Genomic DNA, 17307 nt, shown 5'->3' on the forward strand with positions numbered 1-17307 from the left:
GCACCAGCATACGGACACCCCGGGAGGCAGGGATCACGAAACGAAAACGCCACCGGGTGGCCGCGCTGCCCCTCACCGGGCGAGACTGTCGGCATGAGTGTCGAGGACCCTTACCTGTGGCTGGAAGACGTGACCGGCGACGACGCGCTCGGCTGGGTGCGCGCCCGCAACGACGAGACGCTGGCCGAACTGACCGCCGGCGCGCGGTTCGCCGAACTGCGCGACGAACTGCGCGAGGTGCTCGACGCCGACGACCGGATCCCGTACGTGCGCCGCCGCGGCGAGTTCCTCTACAACTTCTGGCAGGACGCGAGCCACCCGCGCGGCCTGTGGCGGCGGACGACGCTCGAGTCCTACCGGCAGGCCGAGCCCGAGTGGGAGCTGCTCCTCGACGTCGACGCGCTGGCCGAGGCCGAAGGCGAAAACTGGGTCTGGCAGGGCGCGACCGTGCTGCGGCCGGACTACCGGCGCGGCCTGGTCGAGCTGTCCCGCGGCGGTGCGGACGCGACGGTCGTGCGCGAGTTCGACCTCGACGCGCACGAGTTCGTCGCGGACGGTTTCACGGTCCCGGAGGCGAAGACGCGGATCGGCTGGATCGACGTCGACCGCGTCTACATCGGAACGGATTTCGGTCCCGGTTCGCTGACCAGCTCCGGGTACCCGCGGCTGGCCAAGGAGTGGCGCCGCGGCACGCCGCTCTCCGAAGCCGTCACGGTCTTCGAAGGCAAGCCCGACGACGTCTCGATCGGCGCGTCCCACGACCCGACCGAAGGCTTCGAACGCGACTTCGTCAGCCGCGCGATCGACTTCTACCGCTCGGAACTGCACCTCAAGACGTCCGGCGGGCTGGTCAAGATCGACATCCCGGACGACGCGAGCGCGTCCGTGCACCGCGAGTGGCTGCTGGTGCGGCCGCGGACGGCGTGGACCGTCGGCGGCACGGAACACCCGGCAGGCTCGCTGATCGCCATCCTCTTCGACGCCTTCATGGCCGGCGACCGGGACTTCACGACGCTGTTCACCCCCGACGAGCACACCTCGCTGAGCTACTGGGCCTGGACGCGCCACCACCTGCTGCTCGGCACGCTGCGCGACGTCCGCACCGAGCTGCGCACCCTCACCCCGGGCCCGGACGGCTGGCAGGAGGCGCCGCTGGCCGGCGGCCCGGAGTTCGGCAGCGCGGACATCTTCGACACCGATCCCGACGTCAGCGACGAGTACCTGATCGACTCCAGCGGCTTCCTCCAGCCGTCGACCCTGAGCTACGGCCACGTCGGTGAAGAGGTCGAAGTCCTGAAGCAGGCTCCGGCGTTCTTCGACGCTTCGGACATGAGCGTCGCGCAGTACTTCGCGACGTCGGAGGACGGCACGAAGATCCCGTACTTCGTCGTCCGGCCGTCCGGCGCCGAGGGCGGCCCGACGCTGCTGACCGGCTACGGCGGCTTCGAGGTCTCGCTGACGCCGTCCTACAGCGGGATGATCGGCCGCGGCTGGCTCGCCCGCGGCGGGACGTACGTCGTCGCGAACATCCGCGGCGGCGGCGAATACGGGCCCGGCTGGCACACGCAGGCCATCAAGGCCGAGCGTCACCGCGTGTACGAGGACTTCGCCGCGGTGGCCGCGGACCTGGTGGAGCGCGGCATCACCACGCCGGCGAAGCTCGGCATCCAGGGCGGCAGCAACGGCGGCCTGCTGATGGGCGTGATGCTGACGCGCTACCCGGACCGGTTCGGCGCGATCGTCAGCCAGGTGCCGCTGCTCGACATGCGCCGCTACCACCTGCTGCTGGCCGGTGCGTCGTGGATGGCCGAGTACGGCGATCCCGACGAAGCCGCGGAGTGGGAGTACATCTCGAAGTACTCGCCGTATCAGAACGTCCATAGTGGACGCACGTATCCGCCGTCGCTGTTCGTGACGTCGACGCGTGACGACCGCGTGCACCCCGCCCACGCCCGCAAGATGGTGGCGCGGATGCGTGAGCAGGGGCACGACGTCCGGTATCACGAGAACATCGAGGGCGGCCACGGCGCCGCGGCGGACAACGAGCAGCTGGCGTTCAAGTGGGCGCTGGTGTTCGAGTTCCTGTGGGAGCAGCTCACGAAGTGAGCCGCGCGAGCACGACGCCGCCGACGATCAGGGCCAGCGCCGCCACCCGGCCGACGCTCAGCGGGTCCTTGGTCACGACGACGCCGAGCACGATCGCGCCGACGGCGCCGATCCCGGTGAACACCGCGTAGGCGGTGCCCACTCCGACGGTGTCCATCGCGCGCGACAGCAGGTACACCGCGGCGGCGCCGAGCACGAAGCACAGGAGCGTCGGCCACGGCCGCGTGAAGTTCTCCGTCGGCTTGATGCTCTGCGACCAGGCGATCTCGACGAGCCCGGCGAGGACGAGCGTCACCCAGCCCATCAGAGCGCCGCCAGCGCGGCTTCCCGCGAGGCGACGCGCTCGCCTTCGCGCGCGGCCAGGTGCGGGTCGACCAGGGCGTTGGTCAGCTCGGCGTGCACGAACCGGACGTCGCCGACGTCGTAGTGCCCGGCGATGAAGTCCCGCAGGTAGCGCTCGTGGTGGTCGAACGGCGCCCGCGGCGTCCCTTCCGCGTACGTCCCGCCCCGCGCGCCGGCGATGACGAACTTCTTGCCGCGCAGGGACATCTTCGGGAACGTCACCTGGTCGATCCAGGCCTTCAGGGCGGCCGGGATCGAGAAGTTGTACATCGGCGCGCCGATGAGCACGACGTCGGCTTCGAGCAGTTCGGCGAGCAGCGGCTCGACGATCGCCCACGCCTTCTTCCGCTCCGGCGTGCTGACGACATCGGCGTAGTGCGCGGGGTCGGTGATCCCCGCGGCGAGCAGGGCGTCACAGATTTCGGTCCACGCCTCGCCGATCACCGGGACCGGGTCGGCGGCGAGGTCGCGGTAGGTCCGGGTGCCCGCCCAGGTGGCGGCGTACCGGGCGGACAGCTCGCGGGAGAACGACGAGCGGCGGGCGCTGGAGTCGAGGTGCAGCAGGTGGGACACGATTTCCTCCTCAAGTGGACACGGCGTCCGCTTGAGTCAACTGGACGCCCTGTCCGGATATTCCCTAGGCTGGCGCCCATGCCCGAACGCGCCGACGCGGCCCGCAACCGCGCGAAGATCCTCGCGGCGGCCGAAGAGCTGTTCACCGCCCGCGGCGCGGCAGAGGTGACGATGGAGGACATCGCGCGGGCGGCCGGCGTGGGCCGCGGAACGCTCTACCGCCGTTATCCGGACCGCGCGGCGATCGCGGTGGCCCTGCTGGACGAGCACGAGCGGCGCCTGCAGGAGGCGCTCCTGCGCGGCGACCCGCCGCTGGGCCCGGGCGCACCCCCGGCCGCCCGCCTGGCGGCGTTCTACGAGGCGATGGTCGGACTGCTGGAGCGGCACGCGCCCCTGGTGCTGGGGGCCGAGGTGGGCCACTCCCGCTTCACGACCGGCGCTTACGGGTTCTGGCGCACGCACGTCCGCGTCCTGGCGGAGGCGGCGGGCGCGCCGGACCCCGACGTGCTGGCCGACGTGCTGCTGGCCCCGCTGGCACCGGAGCTGTTCCTGCACCAGACGTCTCGCGGGGTGCCGGCGGAGCGGATCACCGCGGCCCTGCGGCAGCTGGCCGGCCTCCTTTAGAAGAGCCCGCGCGGCCGGGCGCGCTTCGGGGTGTACCGCGGTCCCGGTTTCGGCTGCTCGCCCCGGATCCGCGCGAGCGCGGCTTCGAACGCGGTGAGCACGTCGGCGACGAAGACGAGCCTCCCGACACCGAGGCGCCGCAAGGCCGCGCCGTGGTCCGCGGCGACCGTGGCCGCGACGCCGAGCAGCAGCACCCGCCACGCGCCGAACACCGCCGCCCGGGCGGGCTTTCCCAGCCCGCGGAAGGCGACCTCGAGCCGGTGGCAGTGGAACGGCACGTGCCGCTCCTCATCGGCGAGGATCCGCGCGGCGACCTGCGTGACCAGCGGATCACCGCCGCCGTCCCGCAGGGCGCGGTAGTACCGCAGGGCGACGACCTCGGCGATGAGCAGCACCATGAGCTCCAGCCGCAGCCCGAGCGCCCGCCGCAGCTTGACGAACACGGTGTCCGACCAGTGCTTCCCGATGGTGGGCACCCCGGCGGCGGTCAGCAGCCCGGCGAGCATCCGGGCATGGTTCTGCTCCTCGGCGACGAACAGCTCGACGGCGGCGAGGTAGGTGTCGTCCCCGGCGGCTTTCGCGATGAGGTTGGCGCCGTCGCCGGCCTCGCCGACCTGGAACCGCTGCACGCTCTTCGCCACGTCGGGGTGGAGTTTCGCGCCCCGCTCCCAGGGCGGGTCTTCGCGCCGCCTGCGGCGTTCGGCCTCGGTTTCGAAGTCCTGGAGCCAGTGTGCGTAGGTCATCACACCGATGATGCCGCGCGGCGGTGGATCCGCTGGGTGGCTTTTGTGGAGATCCGGTGAAGGTTCACCCGTGCCGGACGCAGCACTCGACGTGCAGCAGCGCCAGCGGGTTCCGGCGCGAGTACGGGCTCCAGGTCCCCAGCTCGATCTCCGCGCAGCAGTGGGCGCCGGGGTCCTCGGCCAGCCGGGCCGGGGCGTCCTCGGCGAGGGCGCGCACCTGTTCGCCCTGGAATTCGTACGCCGGCCGGCTGCCGGTGACGAACAGGGTGTCGGCGGCGACCCGCCAGTGGAGGTGGTCCCGGAACCCCCGGTACCACCGCCGCGTGTGGTCCACGGGCGGGAAGGCCCGCGGCGGCAGCGTCACCTTGTGCGGCACGGGTGGGGACAGCCGGGCCCGCAGCCGCTTCCAGCCGGACACCGGGAACGCAAGGCTGTGGTGCAGCAGCACCAGATCGAGCAACCGGCCGCCGTGCTCCCCGCCGCAGTCCGGCGCGCCCGACCGCAGCGGCAGGTGGACGATGCTGCGCGGCGACCGCGCCGCCAGCCACCACGCGCAGGCGAGATCCGCCGCCGCGGCCTGGCCGACCCACAGCTGGGCCCCGTGCCGCCCTTCGGACAAGGAGGCGTGGGCGATCGGGCGCGCCGGCCGGATCACCCGGTGGTCGCGGCCGTCCAGCCGGGCCGTGCTGACCAGCGTCCGCCACTCCCGGCCGGCGAGCCGCATCCGCTGTCCCCCTTCGGCGTCCTCGGCGGCACGATAGGCGCCGGCCGGCACCGGCGGCCACCGAATTGCTTCAGCCGACGCGGGCCGCGACGCCGTCGAGGACGCAGTTCAAGCCGAACTCGAACGTCCGTTCCGCGCCCCACTCCGCGCCCTCGACCACGCGGCGCGTGAACTGCGGGTACCGCCCGCTCGCGATGATGTCGCGGATGTACGGGCCCACGCTCGCCTGCCACTGCTCCTTCGTCAGCCCGGACCGGCGCTGGGCCTGCAGCTCCGCCAGCTCTTGCGCGACCGTGCCGAAGACGTACGCCAGCACCGTGTCCACCACGGCCGCCGCCGACGTGATGTCGGCCGTCAAGCCGGCCGCCGCGGTGAGGGCCGCTTCGTGCCGGCGCAGGGAGTTCGTGCCCAGCGCCGGGCGGCCCGGGAGTTCGCCGCTCAGCCAGGGGTGCCGCAGCAGCGTCCGGCGGACCTGGTGGGCGACGCCGGCCAGGTCGGCGCGCCAATCACCGGTGATTTCGGTCTGCTCGGCGCCCTTGACCTCGTCGATCATCAGGTCGAGGAGCTCGTCGCGGCTGGCGACGTAGCGGTAGAGCGACGCCGTTCCCGAGCCGAGGTCCGCCGCGACCCGGCGCATCGAGACGGCGGGCAGCCCGTCGGCGTCGGCGATCGCGATCGCCGTCCGCACGATCTGCTCGACCCCCGGGGCCTGGCGCCGCGGGCTGCGCCGCTCCTTCGCCCACACCAGCGCCGGCTCGTCGGCCATCCTCGTTCTCCCCTCGTCCGTTGCGCGCAGCTTACCTCAGTGGATACGGTGTAGCCATACGAGAACACCGTAGCCACAACTGGGGGTACCGCATGATTCCCGTCCTCATCGCCGGCGGGGGCACCGTCGGCCTGTCCACCGCGCTCTTCCTCGCCGACCACGGTGTCGAGGCGCTGGTCGTGGACCGCGCGACCGGCCCGTCCGCCCACCCGCGCGCCACCGGCCTCGGCTTCCGCACGATGGAGTTCTTCCGCCAGGCCGGGATCGACGGCGACGTCGAAGCCGTCGCCGTCCGGCCGGCCGCCACGCTGGGCAAGATCACCGCCCCGACCCTGGCGACGGCGGACCTGCCGGACACCCCGCCCGCCGTGCCGAACAGCCCGAACCTGGCGGCGAGCGCACTGAGTCCCGGCGTGCTGCGCGGCACCTGCCCGCAGGACCGGCTCGACGCGGTGCTGCTGAGCACGCTGCGGCAGCGCGGGGCCGTGGTCGCGTACTCGACCACGCTCGTCTCGGCGGAGCAGGACGCCACCGGCGTCACCGCGGTCCTCGACGGCCCGGACGGCAGGCGGACCGTGCGCGCGAGCTACCTGGTCGCGGCCGACGGCGGCCGCAGCGAGCTGCGCGCCGCCCTCGGCATCGGCACCACCGGCCCGGGCGCGCTCGGACAGCCCCTGCTCAACATCCTCTTCCGCGCCGATCTGACCCCCCACACCAAAGGCCTGCACTTCGCGAACTGCACGATCACCACGCCCGAGTCACCGGGGATGCTGGTGACGGTCGACGGCGAGAAGGACTGGATCTTCCACACCGAACTCGGCGACGAACCGGCGGCGGCCTTCCCGCCGGAGCGCTGTCGCGCGTTGATCCGCGCCGCCGTCGGCGACCCGGAGCTGGCGGTCGAGGTGCTGAGCGTGCTGCCGTGGCGGGTGCGCGGGCTGCTGGCCGATCGATTCCGCGCCGGCCGGGTGTTCCTGGCCGGCGACGCGGCGCACGCGGTGCCGCCGCTCGGCGCGTTCGGTGCGAACACCGGCATCGCCGACGCGCACAACCTGGCGTGGAAACTGGCCGCGGTCCTCGGCGGCTCGGCGGGCCCGGCACTGCTGGACACCTACGAAGCCGAACGCCGTCCGGTGGCGGCCCTGGCGCTCGAGCAGGCGTTGCTGCGGCTCGCGGATCCGCGCCTGCACTGGGAGCAGGGCCCGGCGGCGGCCGCCGCCCGCGCCGCCGCGGGCGTGGTCAACGCCCCGATCGTGCACCTCGGCTACCGCTACGCCTCGACCGCGGTGCTCGGAGCGCGGACGGAGCTGCCGTCCACGGAAGACGTCGTCCTCGACGGCACGCCCGGCTCCCGCGTACCGCACACGTGGCCGGCCGACGGCATGTCCACATTGGACCTGGTCGGGCGGCGGCTCACGCTGCTCACCGGCCCTGGCAGCGACTGGCCCCGCACGGGAGATTTCGACGTCCGCGTCGTCGAGGACGAAGAATGGCTGCGCGTCACGGGGATCGCGGGCGGCGGCGGAGTGCTGGTGCGCCCGGACCACTTCATCGCGTGGCGAGGGCAGCCGGACGAGTTCGCCGGGGTGGTGGACCGGGTTCTGGCGCGCTGACCGGGGGCTGAGCCGGGCGGCTGTCCGCCCGGCTCAGCCGGAAAACCCCTCAGCTGCAGCCGGAGGTGGCGCCGCAGCCTTCGCAGGCGTAGCACGAGCCCGCCGGGCGCATCTTCGTTCCGCACGTCATGCAGAGCGGGGCGTCCGCCGCCTTGCCGAGGCGGAGCTCCATCAGCTCCGTCGTCGTGCGGGCTTCGCGGTGGGGGTGCTCCGGTTCTTCCGCGTGCGGCTCCGGCGACGCGTCCACTGTGGACTGCAGGGCCTCCAGGTCGACGCCGGGATTGCCGTACGTCGCCTCCACCTCGGCCGAGCGCTCGTCCGCCGAGAGGATGCCCAGCTGTGAGCGCTTCTCGTACGGCAGGTAGTCCAGGGCCAGGCGGCGGAACAGGTAGTCCATCACGCTCGTCGCGATGCGGATGTCCGGGTCGTCCGTCATGCCTGCCGGCTCGAAGCGGAGGTTGCAGAACTTGGAGACGTAGAACTCGAGCGGGATGCCGTGCTGGAGGCCGACCGAGATCGACATCGAGAACGCGTCCATCACGCCGGCCAGCGTCGAGCCCTGCTTGCCGAGCTTGACGAAGATCTCGCCGAGGCCGTCGTCCGGGTACGAGCCCGCCGTCAGGTAGCCCTCCGCGCCGCCGACCGTGAACGACACCGTCTGGCTCGGGCGCTTCTTCGGCAGGCGCTTGCGCACCGGCCGGTACTCGACGACCTTCTCCGGCTCCGCGACGTCGGCGGCCTTCTCCTTCTTCGCCGTCGACAGCGGCTGGCCGACCTTGCAGTTGTCGCGGTAGATCGCGAGGGCCTTCAGGCCGAGCTTCCAGCCCTGGAAGTAGATCTCCTCGACCTCTTCGACCGTCGCCGACTCCGGCATGTTGACCGTCTTCGAGATGGCGCCGGACAGGAACGGCTGCACCGCGGCCATCATCCGGACGTGCCCCATCGGCGCGATCGAGCGCTCGCCGACCGCGCAGTCGAACACCTCGTAGTGCTCGGGCCGCAGCCCCGGCGCGTCGACGACGTGGCCGTTCTGCGCCACGTACTCGACGATCGCCTCGACCTGCTCGGTCAGGTAGCCCAGCGCCTCGAGCGCGCGCGGCACCGTCTGGTTGACGATCTGCATCGAGCCGCCGCCGACGAGCTTCTTGAACTTCACCAGCGAGAAGTCCGGCTCGATCCCGGTGGTGTCGCAGTCCATCATGAAACCGATGGTGCCGGTGGGGGCGAGCACCGACGCCTGCGCGTTGCGCCAGCCGTGCTTCGCGCCGATTTCGATGCCCTTCTGCCACTCCTCGGTCGCCAGCGCGCGGACCGCGGCGTCGTTCGAGTGGTAGGTGCGGACGAGCTCGTTCGCCGCCGCGTGCTTGCGCATCACGCGCTGGTGCGCTTCGGCGTTGCGCGCGTAGCCCTCGTACGCGCCGACGACCTGGGCCATCTCCGCCGAACGCCGGTAGGACACGCCCGTCATCAGCGACGTGATCGCCGCCGCGAGCGCGCGGCCGCCGTCGGAGTCGTACGCGTGGCCCAGCGCCATCAGCAGCGCGCCGAGGTTGGCGTAGCCGATGCCGAGCTGGCGGAACTTCCGCGTGGTGTCGGCGATCGGCTCGGTCGGGAAGTCCGCGAAGCAGATCGAGACGTCCATCGCCGTGATGACGAACTCGACGGCGCGGGCGAACAGCGGCGCGTCGAACGTGCCCTCGGGCGTGACGAACTTCAGCAGGTTCAGCGACGCCAGGTTGCAGCTGGAGTTGTCGAGGTGCATGTACTCGCTGCACGGGTTCGACGCGGTGATCCGGCCCGACTCCGGGCAGGTGTGCCAGTCGTTGATCGTGCCGTCGTACTGGATGCCGGGGTCGGCGCACTCCCACGCGGCCTGGGCCATCGTGCGGAACAGCTTCTTCGCGTCGGTGCGGTCGAGGACCTCACCGGTGAGCCGGGCGCGCAGGCCGAAGTCGGTGCCGTTCTCGACCGCCTGCATGAACTCGTCGGACACGCGGACCGAGTTGTTCGCGTTCTGGTACTGCACCGAGGAGATGTCCGCGCCGGAGAGGTCCATGTCGAACCCGGCGTCGCGGAGGACCTTGATCTTCTTCTCTTCGCGCGCCTTGGTCTGGATGAACTCCTCGATGTCCGGGTGGTCGACGTCGAGCACGACCATCTTCGCCGCGCGCCGGGTGGCGCCGCCGGACTTGATGGTGCCCGCGGACGCGTCGGCGCCGCGCATGAACGAGACCGGCCCGGACGCGGTGCCGCCGGAGGTCAGCAGTTCCTTCGAGGAGCGGATGCGGGAGAGGTTCAGGCCGGCGCCGGAGCCGCCCTTGAAGATCAGGCCCTCTTCGCGGTACCAGTTGAGGATCGACTCCATCGTGTCGTCGACCGCGAGGATGAAACAGGCGCTGACCTGCTGCTTCGACGGCGTACCGACGTTGAACCAGACCGGGGAGTTGAAGCTGAAGACCTGGTGCAGCAGCATCCAGGTGAGTTCGTGCTCGAAGATCTCGAGGTCCTGCGGCGCGGCGAAGTAGCCGTGGTCGCGCGCGGCCTTGACGTAGGTCTGCACGACCCGGTCGATGAGCTGCTTGAGGCTGCGTTCGCGCTGCGGGCTGCCCACGGCGCCGCGGAAGTACTTGCTGGTGACGATGTTGGTGGCGTTGACCGACCAGAAATCGGGGAACTCCACGCCGCGCTGCTCGAAGTTGACCGAGCCGTCGCGCCAGTTCGTCATGACGACGTCCCGCTGCTCCCAGGTCACCTGGTCGTACGGGTGCTGCCCCTCGGTCGTGAAGACGCGCCGCACGCTCAGCCCGCCGGCGGCCTTGCCCTTCTTGCCGGTGGCCGCGCGGGCCCCCGTTCCCACGGTTTCCGTCATCGGTTGAACCCTCTCCCGCAGCGGGACGGCTCAGTCGCCGTCGTCGCGCTGATCGCTGTCCTCCTGGGCAGCAGAACCCGCCATGGCCTCACGGAGGTCGGCGATCTCCTTCTCGAAGTCTTCGACCGAGGAGAAAGAACGGTAGACACTGGCGAACCGGAGGTAGGCGACCCCGTCGAGCTCACGCAGCGGGCCCAGGATGGCCAGGCCGACCTCGTGACTCGGGATCTCCGCCAGCCCGGCGGAGCGGATCGACTCCTCCACGCGCTGCGCGAGCTGCTGCAGCGCGTCGTCGTCGACCGGCCTGCCCTGGCAGGCGCGGCGGACGCCGCTCACCACCTTGTCCCGGCTGAACTGTTCGGTGACGCCGGACCGCTTGACGACGGCGAGCACCATCGTCTCCGACGTCGTGAACCGGCGCCCGCACGACGCGCACGAGCGCCGCCGTCGGATCGCCTGGCCTTCATCCACCTCTCGCGAGTCGACGACCCGGGAGTCCGCATGCCGGCAGAACGGGCACCTCATCCGCCGATCACCTTCCCCTCATCGCCGGCCGCCCGCGATCGACGTCCTCGCGGCCACCACGCATCCAGCGCGCCTGGTGATCGTTTTGTGGACATCCGGTGGGTGAACGCCGACCAGCTGTGGACAACTGCTGTCCAGTCTACCCCAACCTGTGGACCAACTACAGCGGTGTAACTACTACATATAGCGGGCGAGCGTAGAACTCGGCGGGGGTGGGCGCAAGCGACACGGCCGGGTTCCACCTCGGCCGGGTGAGGTCTGGCCGGGCGGCACGCGAAGGCCGGACCGTGCTTCGTCCGGAACCGGATCGCCGCAGCACGGCAGCCGGGGCAGCGTCACCCTGGTGGAGCAGTGTCGAGCACCGCCGGGACCGGCGCGCGAGCGCGGCGGGACACCGCTTCCCGGCCGATCGGCGGTTTCACCGGAGCGGGTGATTCTCGCCGGACGTCATCTGCGGGACGGCATCAGGGCGCGGGGACGGCGTCGGCGACCGGGACCGTGAGCGGCAGCCCGGCCACCAGGACGGCCTCGTCCAGGCGGTTCAGCTGCTTGATCCGGGCGACCACCGCGCCGGGGTCGCTCTCCGGCGCGAATCGCGCGGCCAGCGACGCGAGCGTGTCGCCCGGTTCGACCGACACCGTCGCGGTCCGCTCCGGGACCGGGGAGTTCGCCGCGACGCCACCGCCGAAGAGCCCCAGCCCGGTGACCACCAGGCAGCTCGCGACGGCGAGGGCGGCGAGCCACGGCCAGCGCACCGGCATCCGCCGCGGCGCCGCACAGGGGGCGCCGGCCGGGCGGCGGCCCGCCACGACCCGCGCGCGCGTCGGCGGACGGTGCACCTCGCCGCGGCGACCGCGTAGGACGCGCACGGGACGAAGGGGCGCCGGGACCGGGGTCGCCGGGCGAACGTGTCCGCGTTCGGCCAGAATGGACATCCGAACCTCCTCGAAACCCTGTGTCCGCCCGTTCCCCGGACCGGGAGCGGCCCGTGGATCAAGGTCGAACAGGCGTTCTATCGAACGCCCGTGCGAAGGTCTACCACCTGCCACCGACAAAATCGAGCGGACACGGCGTGTCGATCGAACAGATGTTTGAAATCGTCGTGCCCGGGGGCTAACGTCGGTGACCAGGGCATCTGCCGGGCAGATGCCGCCCGGCGAGGCTGCCCGCACCCCGCGGGCGGCGGCCGGCGCGCAGATACGTGCAGCGAACGTCTGGGAGGCGACGCAGTGGCGAAGGAGAACAAGGCGGGCAGGACCAGTGGGTCCCCCGGCGGCTCGGGCAAGGTGCACACCATGCCCGAGGTGTACGACGTGGACGAGACCCTCACCGTCCGCCAGCAGCAGGTGCTCGACGTGATCCGCTCGTGGGTGAGCCGGTTCGGCTACCCGCCGAGCGTCCGCGAAATCGGCGAGGCGGTCGGGCTGACCTCGACCTCGTCGGTCTCGCACCAGTTGCGCGCCCTGCAGCGCAAGGGCTACCTGCGCCGGGACGCGAACCGCCCGCGCGCGGTCGGCGTCCTCTCGGCGACCGACGACAACCCCATGGGCATCGAGATGGACCAGCAGCCGGTCATGCCGAAGGCGGCGTACGTGCCGCTGGTCGGCCGGATCGCCGCCGGTGGCCCGGTGCTGGCCGAGCAGTCCATCGAGGACGTCTTCCCGCTGCCGCGGGAAATCGTCGGCGAGGGCGAGCTGTTCCTGCTGAAGGTCACCGGCGACTCGATGATCGACGCGGCCATCACCGACGGCGACTGGGTCGTGGTCCGCCAGCAGCCGGACGCGGACAACGGCGAGATCGTCGCGGCGATGATCGACGGCGAAGCCACGGTCAAGACGTTCAAGCGCAAGGACGGCCACATCTGGCTGATGCCGCACAACGAGGCGTACGAGCCGATCCCCGGTGACGACGCCACGGTGCTCGGCAAGGTCGTGGCCGTGCTCCGACGGCTTTAAGAGGCCGATCCCGGGCTTTCGCACGGCCCGGGAGATTCACCGGATCGGATGATCTTCGGCCGTGGGGAGCCGAAGGTCAGCGGCGAGTTCGGCGGCGCAGCTTGCTGAAGCCGAACCAGCCCAGGCCGACCACCGCGACCGTGATCCCGGCGGCAGGCAGGATGGGAAGCCCGGACCCGTCCTCCGCCGAGCCGGCCGAAGCGCCGGTGCCGGTCGAGGTCGTTCCCTCCGCCGGTGCGCCGGACTGCGCGGCCAACGCCGCCGCGCCCCGCACCGTGCGGAGGGGCTGGCCCACGCCTTCGCTGCCGGAGATCAACGTCCCGTCGGGGTCGAACGCGATCGCCTCGCCCTGCTTCTCCCCCGGCAACGAGATCCGCACCGGATTGCGCTGGAGCGCCGCCAGGACGTCGCCGTCCGGCGCCGCGTACACGTACGCGTCCGTGTAGGTCCGCAGCGCGATGACGCTGCCGTCGGCCGTCGAAGCGCCGCCTGTCACCAGGACCGAGCCGATCGAGCCCACCGGGCCGCCCTGCGTGTCCGTCGTGGCGATCTTCACGGTGCCGACCTTCTCCAGATTGGTCGGGCCGGGGCTCGCCAGCGGCCCCGACGGCCGGTACACGCGGGCCTCGCCGAGGACGTCCTTGGTGATCAGGTACGGCGTGCCCGCCTTGTCCATGATCAGCGCTTCGGTGTCGTGCTGGCCGTCCGGGTAGGTGAGCCGGTGCAGCGTGAGCTTGCCCTGCGGGCTCATCTCCAGCAGGGCGACGGTCAGCCGGCCCTTCTGGTTGTCGCCGGTGTCGGACAGCCACAGCCGCCCGTCCGGCGTCCGGGCCAGGTCTTCGACGTCGAAGGGGTCGGTCTTGTCCGTGAGGACCTTCTGGACCTTGCAGTCCCGGCCCAGCACGAACACCTGGACCTTGCTGCCGCCGTCGTTGATCGCGTACAGCTGCGAGCCGTCGGAGACCAGGCCGGAGAGCTCGCCGATCCGGGAGTCCTTCATCGTGCACAACGGCTGCGGCGTTTCGGCCGCCGAAGCGGGCACCGACCCGCCGAACACGGCCAAGAAGACCAACGCGACAACCCAGCGCACCCAGCCACCTCCGAGGAAATCCCAGTGTGCGATCCCCCGTGGACCGCACACTGGAACCTACTCGGAGACGTGTCAGGCCGTCGTCGAGTTGGTCTCGAACTCGCGCAAAGCCGCCGCGAGGTCCGGGCGGACCCGCACCAGCAGGCGCGTGCCCTCCTCGACGTGCTCCTCTTCGAGGACTTCGCCGTCCGCGTGCGCCCGCGCGACCAGCTCGCCGCGCGAGTAGGGCACCAGGATGTCGACCGTGACCTCCGGCCGCGGCAGCCGCTCGGCGATCACCTCGACGAGCTCGGCGATGCCCGCCCCGGTCCGGGCCGAGACCTGCACCGATCCCGCCAGTGCGTGCCGCAGCCGGGCCAGGCTGACGTCGTCGGACGCGTCGATCTTGTTGATCACCAGCAGCTCCGGCGGGAGCGGCTCCTTGCGCTTGCGCGTGATCTCGCCGAGCACCTCGCGCACCGCGCTGACCTGCTCTTCGGGTGCCGGGTCGGACCCGTCCACCACGTGCACGAGCAGGTCCGCGTCGGCGGCCTCCTCCAGCGTCGAGCGGAACGCGTCCACCAGCTGGTGCGGCAGGTGCCGCACGAACCCGACGGTGTCGGTCAGCGTGTAGCCGCGGCCGTCCGGCGTCTGCGCGCGCCGCGTGGTCGGGTCGAGGGTGGCGAACAGCGCGTCCTCCACCAGCACCCCGGCCCCGGTCAGCGCGTTGAGCAGGCTCGACTTGCCGGCGTTGGTGTAGCCGACGATCGCCACGCTGGGCACCTCGTTGGCCAGCCGCCGCCCGCGCTTGGTTTCGCGGATGGTGTCCATGGCCACGATCTCCCGGCGCAGCTTCGCCACGCGCTTGTTGATCCGCCGCCGGTCGGTCTCGAGCTTGGTTTCACCGGGACCGCGCAGGCCCACGCCGCCGTTCGCGCCACCGGCGCGGCCACCGGCCTGCCGGGACAGCGACGCACCCCACCCGCGCAGCCGCGGGATCAGGTACTGGAGCTGGGCCAGCTCGACCTGCGCCTTGCCCTCCTTGGACCGGGCGTGCTGGGCGAAGATGTCGAGGATCAGGGCGGTCCGGTCGATCACCTTGACCTTGACCTTCTCCTCGAGCTGCCGCAGCTGGCCCGGCGAGAGCTCGCCGTCGCAGATCACGGTGTCGGCGCCGGTGGAACCGACGATGTCCCGCAGCTCCCGCACCTTGCCCGAGCCGATGTAGGTGGCCGGGTCCGGCTTGGTCCGCCGCTGGATGAGGCCTTCGAGGACCTCCGAGCCCGCCGTCTCGGCCAGGCGCGCCAGCTCGGCCAGCGACGCCTCGGACTGCAGGGCGGTGCCCTCGGTCCACACGCCGACCAGCACGACGCGCTCGAGCCGCAGTTGCCGGTACTCGACCTCGGTGACGTCGTCCAGCTCCGTGGACAGTCCCCTGACCCGGCGCAGCGACGCCCGGTCCTCGAGCTCCATTTCGCCTGTGGACGGGTCGCCGTCGTACAGGTCGTCGTCGTGGTCTTCGGTGTGTGTCAGTTCTGTCATCGTGCCTCCATGTTCCCACGATTCGCCGCGGGAACCGAACTTTTACGTGCTGGGATAGGTGGCGAGGTAGACCGCGGTGCGCTCGGCGCCGGGACGGCGTGGGCGCGCACGGAACTCCTCGAGCAGGGCGTTGAGCCGCGTTTCCAGCTCCACCCGCTCCTCGGGGGCCACCTGGACGACCAGGCGCGACTGGTGCACGCCCTCGAATCCGGTCTCGGCGATCTCGGCCAGATAAGCCTCGAGAACCGCCTGTTCCACGCCCTTGTCACCGCATGAGTCGAGTGTCCACGAAAGCCCCGTCGAAAGATACGGAATTTCCTTGGCGCCCCGGGTCCCGCGGCGCGGCGGCTGCGCGGCGAGGAAGCCGGTCTCGACGAGCTTGCGCACGTGGTGCAGCGTGGTCGCGGGATCTCGGTCCAGCCGTTGCGCCAGCTCCTTGTTCGTCAGCGCCTCCGAAAAGGTCAACCGGATGATGCGCAGCCGTATTCCGGAGGCCAGTGCGGCGGCCTCGGCCTCGGTCGCGGCACGTCGTTTCGCGGGGAGCACGGCGCCCAGCTTAGAGCGAACAGTGATTGACACTTTCCAATCACTCGCGGCACACTCGTCGCCATGTCCAGGGGGTCACTGTTCTTCCATGCCGACTTCAGGCGGCTGTGGGCCGGCGACACGGCCAGCCAGTTCGGCACGGCCGTCGGATACACCGCCATCCCGCTGCTCGCCGCGGTGACCCTGGCGGCGACGCCGTTCGAGATGGGCCTGCTGACCGCGGCCCAGACGCTCGCGTTCCTGCTGATCGGGCTGCCCGCGGGCGTGTGGGTGGACCGCATGCGCCGCCGCCGGGTCATGCTCACCGCCGACTTCGTCCGCTTCGCCCTCCTGCTGAGCGTGCCGCTCGCCTGGTGGGCCGGCGTGCTGACGCTCGCCCAGCTGATCGTCGTCGTGCTGTTCGTCGGCGTGGCGACGGTCTTCTTCGACATCGCCTACCAGTCGTACCTGCCTTCGCTCGTCGGGCGGGAGCACCTCCTGGAGGGCAACGCGAAGCTGCAGGCGGTCCAATCGGTCGCCCAGGTCGCCGGGCCGAGCGGCGCGGGCGTGCTGGTCCAGCTGATCAGCGCGGCCAGCACGGTGCTCGTCACCGCCTTCGGCTACCTGACGTCGGCGCTGTGCCTGCTGCGGATCCGCGCGACCGAGCCGGCGCCGGAACCCACCGGGCACCTGCGCCTGGGGCAGCAGATCGCGGAAGGGCTGCGATTCGTCTTCTCCGACAAGCCGTTGCGCTCGAGCGTGGCGTGCACGGCGACGGCGAACCTCTTCGGCGGCGCGTTCGTGGCGGTCCAGGTGCTGTTCTTCACGCGCACCGTCGGGCTGTCCCCCGCGCTGGTCGGGGTGATGCTCGCCGTCGGCGGCGCGGGCGGCGTCCTCGGCGCGGTCTTCTCCGGCGCGCTGACCCGCCGGATCGGGCACGCCCGCACGATCTGGCTGGTCCCGCTGCTGTCCTGGCCCGCACACCTGCTGCTCCCCTGGACCGGCGCGGACTGGCGGCTCGTGCTCGCCGCGTTCGGCGAGGTCGTCTACGGGTTCGGGGTGATCGTCTACAACGTCGCGCAGGTTTCCTATCGTCAGGCGATCTGCCCCGACCGGCTGCTGGGCCGGATGAACGCGAGCGTCCGGTTCCTCGTCTGGGGCACGCTGCCGCTCGGCGGCCTGCTGGGCGGCGTGCTCGGCGAAGGTCTCGGGCTGCGCGGGGCGATCTGGGTCGCGGGGGGCGGGGGGGGGGGGGCCGCCCGGGGGGTGGGGGTGGGGGGGGTGTAATAAAAAAAAAAGAACACCCAACCAAAAACCAAAAAAAAATAATG

The 17307-nt window shown here is 71.5% G+C and carries 16 protein-coding genes; 5 read left to right on the top strand and 11 right to left on the bottom strand.

Translation table 11 applies throughout. From position 1 onward, the window contains the following. Window positions 1–93 precede the first annotated feature (93 nt). Window positions 94–2106: a prolyl oligopeptidase family protein gene (locus tag ACFVYA_RS10835; RefSeq protein WP_387044455.1), complete on the top strand. Its 2013-nt coding sequence runs from the start codon at window positions 94–96 to the stop codon at window positions 2104–2106. Here ACFVYA_RS10835 and ACFVYA_RS10840 read toward each other — a convergent pair. Then, entirely contained in the window at window positions 2096–2410 is a 315-nt protein-coding gene (locus ACFVYA_RS10840; RefSeq protein WP_387044457.1) for a DMT family transporter, read from the bottom strand. The genes ACFVYA_RS10835 and ACFVYA_RS10840 overlap by 11 nt on opposite strands. Then, window positions 2410–3021 carry an FMN-dependent NADH-azoreductase gene (locus tag ACFVYA_RS10845; protein ID WP_387044459.1) on the bottom strand — a complete coding sequence of 204 codons (612 nt, stop codon included), beginning with the start codon at window positions 3019–3021 and terminating at the stop codon, window positions 2410–2412. Before ACFVYA_RS10845 ends, ACFVYA_RS10840 begins: the two co-directional genes overlap by 1 nt. Before the next feature lie 78 nt (window positions 3022–3099). On the opposite strand from ACFVYA_RS10845, the gene ACFVYA_RS10850 reads away from it, so the two are divergent. Beyond that, window positions 3100–3645 carry a TetR/AcrR family transcriptional regulator gene (locus ACFVYA_RS10850; RefSeq protein ID WP_387044460.1) on the top strand — a complete coding sequence of 182 codons (546 nt, stop codon included), beginning with the start codon at window positions 3100–3102 and terminating at the stop codon, window positions 3643–3645. On the opposite strand, the gene ACFVYA_RS10855 is transcribed toward ACFVYA_RS10850, so the two are convergent. From ACFVYA_RS10855 to ACFVYA_RS10865, 3 genes are all read right to left on the bottom strand, one after another. Further along, complete coding sequence (locus ACFVYA_RS10855; RefSeq protein WP_285989674.1) at window positions 3642–4388, bottom strand: ferritin-like domain-containing protein; 747 nt, start codon at window positions 4386–4388, stop codon at window positions 3642–3644. The two genes, ACFVYA_RS10850 and ACFVYA_RS10855, sit on opposite strands and share 4 nt — an antisense overlap. A 64-nt stretch (window positions 4389–4452) precedes the next feature. After that, the gene (locus tag ACFVYA_RS10860; RefSeq protein WP_387044462.1) at window positions 4453–5163 is read right to left on the bottom strand and encodes a hypothetical protein; all 711 of its coding nucleotides are present in this window, start codon (window positions 5161–5163) and stop codon (window positions 4453–4455) included. Between the two features lie 19 nt (window positions 5164–5182). Beyond that, on the bottom strand, window positions 5183–5878 hold the full coding sequence (locus tag ACFVYA_RS10865; protein WP_387044464.1) for a TetR/AcrR family transcriptional regulator: 696 nt from the start codon (window positions 5876–5878) through the stop codon (window positions 5183–5185). 92 nt (window positions 5879–5970) lie between these two features. Between ACFVYA_RS10865 and ACFVYA_RS10870 the strand changes: the two genes are divergently transcribed. Then, on the top strand, window positions 5971–7491 hold the full coding sequence (locus ACFVYA_RS10870; protein WP_387044466.1) for an FAD-dependent monooxygenase: 1521 nt from the start codon (window positions 5971–5973) through the stop codon (window positions 7489–7491). Window positions 7492–7540: 49 nt separating this feature from the next. Here the strand turns inward: ACFVYA_RS10870 and ACFVYA_RS10875 are convergent, their stop codons facing one another. The 3 genes from ACFVYA_RS10875 to ACFVYA_RS10885 form a co-directional block, all read right to left on the bottom strand. Beyond that, window positions 7541–10360 (bottom strand): vitamin B12-dependent ribonucleotide reductase, encoded by a 2820-nt coding sequence (locus ACFVYA_RS10875; protein WP_387044468.1) that lies wholly within the window; start codon window positions 10358–10360, stop codon window positions 7541–7543. A 30-nt stretch (window positions 10361–10390) separates the two neighbouring features. Beyond that, the gene (gene nrdR, locus ACFVYA_RS10880) at window positions 10391–10885 is read right to left on the bottom strand and encodes a transcriptional regulator NrdR (protein WP_285989669.1); all 495 of its coding nucleotides are present in this window, start codon (window positions 10883–10885) and stop codon (window positions 10391–10393) included. Window positions 10886–11349: 464 nt separating this feature from the next. Continuing rightward, entirely contained in the window at window positions 11350–11820 is a 471-nt protein-coding gene (locus tag ACFVYA_RS10885) for a LysM peptidoglycan-binding domain-containing protein (protein WP_387044470.1), read from the bottom strand. Between the two features lie 360 nt (window positions 11821–12180). Here ACFVYA_RS10885 and lexA point away from each other — a divergent pair, with 360 nt between their 5' ends. Next, window positions 12181–12840, top strand: a complete 660-nt coding sequence (gene lexA / locus ACFVYA_RS10890) for a transcriptional repressor LexA (protein WP_285989667.1) — start codon at window positions 12181–12183, stop codon at window positions 12838–12840. Window positions 12841–12916: 76 nt separating this feature from the next. Here the strand turns inward: lexA and ACFVYA_RS10895 are convergent, their stop codons facing one another. From ACFVYA_RS10895 to ACFVYA_RS10905, 3 genes are all read right to left on the bottom strand, one after another. Continuing rightward, the gene (locus ACFVYA_RS10895) at window positions 12917–13930 is read right to left on the bottom strand and encodes an esterase-like activity of phytase family protein (protein ID WP_387044473.1); all 1014 of its coding nucleotides are present in this window, start codon (window positions 13928–13930) and stop codon (window positions 12917–12919) included. Window positions 13931–14002: 72 nt separating this feature from the next. Then, window positions 14003–15451, bottom strand: a complete 1449-nt coding sequence (hflX, locus tag ACFVYA_RS10900) for a GTPase HflX (protein WP_387044474.1) — start codon at window positions 15449–15451, stop codon at window positions 14003–14005. A 42-nt stretch (window positions 15452–15493) separates the two neighbouring features. Next, window positions 15494–15997, bottom strand: a complete 504-nt coding sequence (locus tag ACFVYA_RS10905) for an ArsR/SmtB family transcription factor (protein ID WP_387044476.1) — start codon at window positions 15995–15997, stop codon at window positions 15494–15496. A 63-nt stretch (window positions 15998–16060) separates the two neighbouring features. On the opposite strand from ACFVYA_RS10905, the gene ACFVYA_RS10910 reads away from it, so the two are divergent. Then, window positions 16061–17263, top strand: a complete 1203-nt coding sequence (locus ACFVYA_RS10910) for an MFS transporter (protein WP_387044478.1) — start codon at window positions 16061–16063, stop codon at window positions 17261–17263. Window positions 17264–17307 lie beyond the last annotated feature (44 nt).

The organism is Amycolatopsis sp. NPDC058278 (assembly GCF_042881395.1).
Taxonomy (GTDB): domain Bacteria; phylum Actinomycetota; class Actinomycetes; order Mycobacteriales; family Pseudonocardiaceae; genus Amycolatopsis.

Excerpts from the sequence above, each read along its gene's own strand:
- ACFVYA_RS10835 (WP_387044455.1), top strand. The coding sequence starts at position 94 with ATGAGTGTCGAGGACCCTTACCTGTGGCTGGAAGACGTGACCGGCGAC.
- ACFVYA_RS10840 (WP_387044457.1), bottom strand. The coding sequence starts at position 2,410 with ATGGGCTGGGTGACGCTCGTCCTCGCCGGGCTCGTCGAGATCGCCTGG.
- ACFVYA_RS10850 (WP_387044460.1), top strand. The coding sequence starts at position 3,100 with ATGCCCGAACGCGCCGACGCGGCCCGCAACCGCGCGAAGATCCTCGCG.
- ACFVYA_RS10855 (WP_285989674.1), bottom strand. The coding sequence starts at position 4,388 with ATGACCTACGCACACTGGCTCCAGGACTTCGAAACCGAGGCCGAACGC.
- ACFVYA_RS10865 (WP_387044464.1), bottom strand. The coding sequence starts at position 5,878 with ATGGCCGACGAGCCGGCGCTGGTGTGGGCGAAGGAGCGGCGCAGCCCG.
- ACFVYA_RS10870 (WP_387044466.1), top strand. The coding sequence starts at position 5,971 with ATGATTCCCGTCCTCATCGCCGGCGGGGGCACCGTCGGCCTGTCCACC.
- ACFVYA_RS10875 (WP_387044468.1), bottom strand. The coding sequence starts at position 10,360 with ATGACGGAAACCGTGGGAACGGGGGCCCGCGCGGCCACCGGCAAGAAG.
- nrdR (WP_285989669.1), bottom strand. The coding sequence starts at position 10,885 with ATGAGGTGCCCGTTCTGCCGGCATGCGGACTCCCGGGTCGTCGACTCG.
- ACFVYA_RS10885 (WP_387044470.1), bottom strand. The coding sequence starts at position 11,820 with ATGTCCATTCTGGCCGAACGCGGACACGTTCGCCCGGCGACCCCGGTC.
- lexA (WP_285989667.1), top strand. The coding sequence starts at position 12,181 with ATGCCCGAGGTGTACGACGTGGACGAGACCCTCACCGTCCGCCAGCAG.
- hflX (WP_387044474.1), bottom strand. The coding sequence starts at position 15,451 with ATGACAGAACTGACACACACCGAAGACCACGACGACGACCTGTACGAC.
- ACFVYA_RS10910 (WP_387044478.1), top strand. The coding sequence starts at position 16,061 with ATGTCCAGGGGGTCACTGTTCTTCCATGCCGACTTCAGGCGGCTGTGG.